The 2890-nt window shown below is 73.6% G+C and carries 2 protein-coding genes and 1 pseudogene; 1 reads left to right on the plus strand and 2 read right to left on the minus strand.

The window, feature by feature from the left end; translation table 11 throughout:
* Positions 1-21: 21 nt before the first annotated feature.
* Positions 22-753, plus strand: a pseudogene (locus D7W81_RS40655) (carboxypeptidase regulatory-like domain-containing protein); the annotation flags it as partial.
* Positions 754-796: 43 nt separating this feature from the next.
* On the opposite strand, the gene D7W81_RS44295 reads toward D7W81_RS40655, so the two are convergent.
* Positions 797-2206, minus strand: coding sequence for a HAMP domain-containing sensor histidine kinase (locus D7W81_RS44295; RefSeq protein WP_120560677.1), 1410 nt, complete (start codon positions 2204-2206; stop codon positions 797-799).
* Positions 2206-2886 carry a response regulator transcription factor gene (locus D7W81_RS40665; protein WP_120560678.1) on the minus strand — a complete coding sequence of 227 codons (681 nt, stop codon included), beginning with the start codon at positions 2884-2886 and terminating at the stop codon, positions 2206-2208. Before D7W81_RS40665 ends, D7W81_RS44295 begins: the two co-directional genes overlap by 1 nt.
* Positions 2887-2890: the final 4 nt, after the last annotated feature.

Genomic DNA, 2890 nt, shown 5'->3' on the forward strand with positions numbered 1-2890 from the left:
TCCCCGCTCCGTCCTTGAGGGCCGGGGGCCGCGCCCACGCAGCAGGCGCTGCCCCCGGCCCTCAAGGACGGAGCGGGGACGGGCGAGGCGCCAGCTCCGGCGCCCGCGGGCAACGGCGTGGTGAAGGGCACGGTGTCCTTCACCGGCACGCCGCCCGCGATGGCGGACCTGGCGCCCAGCGTCGACCCGGCGTGTGACGGGCGTCCGGAGAAGGAGCAGTCCGTGCTGGTGAAGGACGGCAAGCTCCAGAACGTGCTGGTGCGCGTGAAGGGCCCGGTCGCGGGTGCGCCCGCGGCGCCGTCCTCGCCGGTGGTGGTGGACCAGTCCAAGTGCACCTACGTGCCGCGCGTGCAGGGCGCGGTGGCGGGCCAGCAGGTGGTGTTCAAGAACAGCGACGGCACGCTGCACAACGTGCGCGGCGTGGTGGGCACGCGGCCCCTGTTCAACGTGGCGCAGCCGCCCTCGGGCGCGCCAGTGCAGAAGCCGCTGCCCGCGGACGCGGAGGTGCTGCGCCTCAAGTGCGACGTGCACCCGTGGATGACGGCCTACGTGGTGAGCAACCCCAACCCGTACTTCGCCACCACCGCCGCGGACGGCACCTTCACGCTGACGGGCCTGCCCGCGGGCACGTACACGCTGGAGGCGTGGCACGAGACGCTGGGCACGAAGACGGCGGAAGTCACCGTGAAGGACGGCGCGCCCGCGGAGGCGACGTTCGCCTTCGCCGCGACGGACGCGCAGGCGAAGCAGTAGTCCGGTTCCAGCGGCGGGGGAGGGGCTGCCCGCGAGGGCCCCTTCACCCCTGCGCTGTCGTCAACGGATTCGGGTTCGGCCCGGCCCTGCGCACCGTGAAGCCCACGCGCGCGCCTCCGGCGGGCCGGTTCTCCGCGAAGACCTCGCCGCCGTGGGCCCGGGCAATGCGCTGCACCAGCGCGAGCCCCAGCCCCAGGGAGCCGGCCTCGCGCGCCTCGCCGCCCCGGTCCTTCCGGTAGAACGGCTGGAAGATGCGCGTCTCCTCGCCGGGCAGGAGCCCCGGCCCCCGGTCCTCCACGCTGAAGGCCAGGTGCTCCGGGCCGTGCTCCTGGATGCGGAGCGCCTCCACGCCCACGCCGTGCTTGCGCGCGTTGTCGAGCAGGTTCACCAACGCCCGGCCCAGCAGCGTCGCGTCCGCCATCAGCGCCATGTCGTCCGTCTCCGGCTGGAGCAGCGTCGCGGACAGGCCCACGCGCTCCAGCGCCTGCGCGGCGAGCACCCCCGCCTCCAGCGCCTTGGGCGTCAGCTGCCCGAAGTCCAGGCGCGAGCTGGCGAGCAGCTCGCCCACCAGCGCGTCCAGCTCCACCACCTCCCGGTCCACCTGGTCCAGCGTGCGCGGGTTGCCCCCGCCGTCGCGCAGCAGCTCCGTCAGCACCCGCAGCCGCGCCAGCGGCGTGCGCAGCTCATGCGACACCGCGGCCAGCAGCTCGCGCTGGTCCGCCAGCTGCTTCTCGATGCGCGCCGCCATGTCGTTGAAGGACTCGGCGAGCACCGCGAACTCCCCGGTGGCGTGGCGGTCCAGGCTCGCCCGCGCGCCCAGCCGGCCCTCGCCCAGCTCCTGCGTGGCCTTCACCAGCGTGTCCACCGGCCGCGCCAGCCGGAACGAGATGCCGCCCGCCGCCGTCCACAGCACCAGCACCGCGATGCCCAGCGGCAGCACGGCGCGCCAGGGGCCCCGCGAGCGGGTCTGCATGTAGCAGGCCTGCAAGGACCCCAGCTGCGTGTCCTGCCGCATCACCGGGATGGTCGCGTCCGGCTTGGTGCACGCCGAGCCGCCCCGGGCCACCACCGTGCCGGACAGGTCCGTCAATTCGACGTCCACGTCCAGGTCGCTGGAGATGCTCCGCACCAGGGACTCACGCGCGGCGGGCGCGTCCCACACTTCCGCGAAGCGGTGACCCACGAACGAGCGCGCGCGCTCCGTCTCCTGGCGCCAGGTGTTGCCGCCCGTCAGGTTCATCACCCACGACACCACCAGCACCGTCACCAGGATGGTGAGCCCGAACATGACGAACAGCCGCCGCCGCAGCCGCGCCTGCACGAAGGACCCCAGCCGGCCCAGGTGGAACCTGCGCCGGTGGTGGTGATGATGACGTGCGTGGCGGCCGAACTTCCGCCGCAGCTCCGGCCCGCAGTCCTCGCCCTCGGGCGGATGCCAGTGGCCCCAGCCCATCAGGAGCCCTCCTTGGCGAACACGTAGCCCACGCCGCGCACCGTCTTGATGAGGCGCGTGCCCACGTCCCCCAGCTTCTGGCGCAGGTGGGAGATGTGCACGTCCACCGTGCGCTCGCTCACCACCGTGTCGCTGCGGCCGGCCTCGCCCAGGAGCGCGTCGCGGGGAATCACCCGGCCGGCCCGCCGCACCAGCGCGAGCAGCAGGTCGAACTCCAGGCCCGTCAGCTCCACCGCCTTCCCCTCCACCTTCACCTCGCGCCCGGACACGTCGATGGAGACACCGCTCGACTCGAGCCGGTCCGCCACCGCCGCCGGCTGCGCCCGCCGCAGCACCGCGCGCAGGCGGGCGAGCAGCTCGCGCGGGCCGAAGGGCTTGGGCAGGTAGTCGTCCGCGCCCAGCTCCAGCCCCACCACGCGGTCCGTCTCGTCGCCCTTGGCGGTGAGCATCAGCACCGGGATGCGGCTCTTGGCCCGGATGCGCTTGCACACCTCCAGGCCGTCCATGCCCGGCATCATCACGTCCAGGAGCACGGCGTCGAAGGCGTTCGCCTCCAGCGCCGCCAGCCCGCGGCCACCATCGGGTGCGTGGCTGACGGTGATGCCGTTCTGCCCGAGGTACTCCGCGAGCAACTCGAACATCCGGGTGTCGTCATCGATGAGCAGGACGCGGGTGGGCATGGGC

Origin of the sequence: Corallococcus aberystwythensis, from assembly GCF_003612165.1 — a bacterium.
Classification (GTDB): Bacteria; Myxococcota; Myxococcia; order Myxococcales; family Myxococcaceae; genus Corallococcus; species Corallococcus aberystwythensis.

Bases quoted from the DNA above. Each gene is read 5' to 3' on its own strand.
- D7W81_RS44295 (WP_120560677.1), bottom strand. From the start codon at position 2,206: ATGGGCTGGGGCCACTGGCATCCGCCCGAGGGCGAGGACTGCGGGCCG.
- D7W81_RS40665 (WP_120560678.1), bottom strand. From the start codon at position 2,886: ATGCCCACCCGCGTCCTGCTCATCGATGACGACACCCGGATGTTCGAG.